This window comes from Pseudoalteromonas sp. GW168-MNA-CIBAN-0100, assembly GCF_040309225.1.
GTDB lineage: Bacteria > Pseudomonadota > Gammaproteobacteria > Enterobacterales > Alteromonadaceae > Pseudoalteromonas > Pseudoalteromonas arctica.
Genome location: NZ_JBEOOL010000464.1, coordinates 1 through 282, shown reverse-complemented (window position 1 = coordinate 282; position 282 = coordinate 1). Strand labels below are relative to the sequence as shown.

General features: G+C 35.8%; 1 protein-coding gene. It reads right to left on the bottom strand.

Annotated elements, in window-relative coordinates; all coding sequences use genetic code 11:
- Nucleotides 1-71: 71 nt before the first annotated feature.
- Nucleotides 72-282, bottom strand: a 211-nt coding sequence (locus tag AAEY62_RS21970) for a hypothetical protein (RefSeq protein ID WP_350636519.1), incomplete at its 5' end; no start/stop codon positions are given.

Sequence of the window (282 nt, the reverse complement as noted above, 5' to 3'; positions counted from 1 at the left end):
GAATAAAACAGGCCTATTTAGTGGCTAAAATTACCACTAAATAGGGATAAAACTATTATCAGCCCTTCGTATTAAGCCTGCTCTAACTCACGCTGGGTTTGTTGTTTATCTGCTTTAACCGGCTTTATTTTAAAGAAAAAAGTATACACAACCGGAACAAACCCTAATGATAAAATTGTTCCCATTGCAAGACCAAACGCAATAGTGCTTGCTTGGCCATAAAACAAAACATCTTTAGATAAAATGAGCGGCATTAAGCCTATTATTGTTGTACAAGTAGAC